Annotated in this window: 2 protein-coding genes; one reads left to right on the forward strand and one right to left on the reverse strand. The window is 71.2% G+C overall.

All coding sequences use genetic code 11. The features are described 5' to 3' along the window. Positions 1-146: 146 nt before the first annotated feature. Positions 147-632 carry a peroxiredoxin gene (locus tag NHG85_RS15985; protein ID WP_253334176.1) on the reverse strand — a complete coding sequence of 162 codons (486 nt, stop codon included), beginning with the start codon at positions 630-632 and terminating at the stop codon, positions 147-149. A gap of 166 nt (positions 633-798) precedes the next feature. Here NHG85_RS15985 and NHG85_RS15990 point away from each other — a divergent pair. Further along, on the forward strand, positions 799-1,010 hold a 212-nt coding region (locus NHG85_RS15990), incomplete at its 3' end, for a hypothetical protein (RefSeq protein WP_253334183.1).

The raw sequence follows: 1,010 nt of genomic DNA on the forward strand, positions 1-1,010 counted from the left end.
GGGGGGCATGGCCGCGCCGATGGCGAGCGGCGCGCCGGCGGCGCGGCTGTCGCGCCAGAGCTTGGCGGCGGCATGGCTGCGCGCGGTCTTCTCGCGCCCGTCGGCGGTCGTGAGCACTTCGACCGCCAGTTCGGTCAGCGTGCGGCTCACAGCGCGCGCACCGCGTCGAGAACCTCGGCCGCGTGCCCTTCGACCTTCACCCGTGGCCAGACCCGCGCAATGCGGCCCTGCGCATCGATCAGGAAGGTGCTGCGCGCGATCCCCATGAAGGTCTTGCCATACATCTTCTTCTCGACCCAGACGCCGTAACGCTCGCAGACGTCGCTCTCGGCATCCGACAACAGCGTCACGCGCAGCCCGTATTTGTCGCGGAACTTCTCATGCTTGGCCACCGTGTCCTTGGACACGCCGAACACCCGCGCGCCCAGAAGCTCGAAATCCGACCCCAGCTCGGTGAAGCCCTGCGCCTCGCGGGTGCAGCCCGAAGTATCGTCGCGCGGGTAGAAATAGAGCACCACCGGCGCGCCCAGATGCTTCGAGAGCCGCACCTCTTCGCCGCCGTCGCGCGGCAGGGCGAAATCGGGGGCGGGCTGGCCCGGCTCTGGCCGGGGGGACGGCATCGTGTCGCTCATGGCGCATCCTCGCTTGCGTGATCGGGCGACGGTGGCCCTCGGGGCCTCAGGCATCTACGCTGCGGGCGATGAAATCAAGGGGCCATGGCCTGTCTTGCCGATGCATTCGATCAGGTCGCGACACGCATCCCCGAGCCCCCCGCGCGGCCGCGGGCCGGTAGGGGCATTGCAGCGCTGGCTGGGCTCCGCCCTGGGGCTGGCGCTGTCGGTGGCGATGCTGCCGCTGGCGCTGCTCGCCGCGCTCGCGCTCTTCGTTCCGGCGCTGGACGTCCATGTGCCGAGCTGGGCCACCGCGCGGATCGAGGCCCGCGTGGCCGACAGCCTCGCGGGCGGGGCGGTGGAATTCGGCGCGATCACCGTCGGGCTGGGCCGCGACCT

Origin of the sequence: Limimaricola litoreus (genome assembly GCF_024159025.1) — a bacterium.
In the GTDB taxonomy this organism is placed as follows: domain Bacteria; phylum Pseudomonadota; class Alphaproteobacteria; order Rhodobacterales; family Rhodobacteraceae; genus Limimaricola; species Limimaricola litoreus.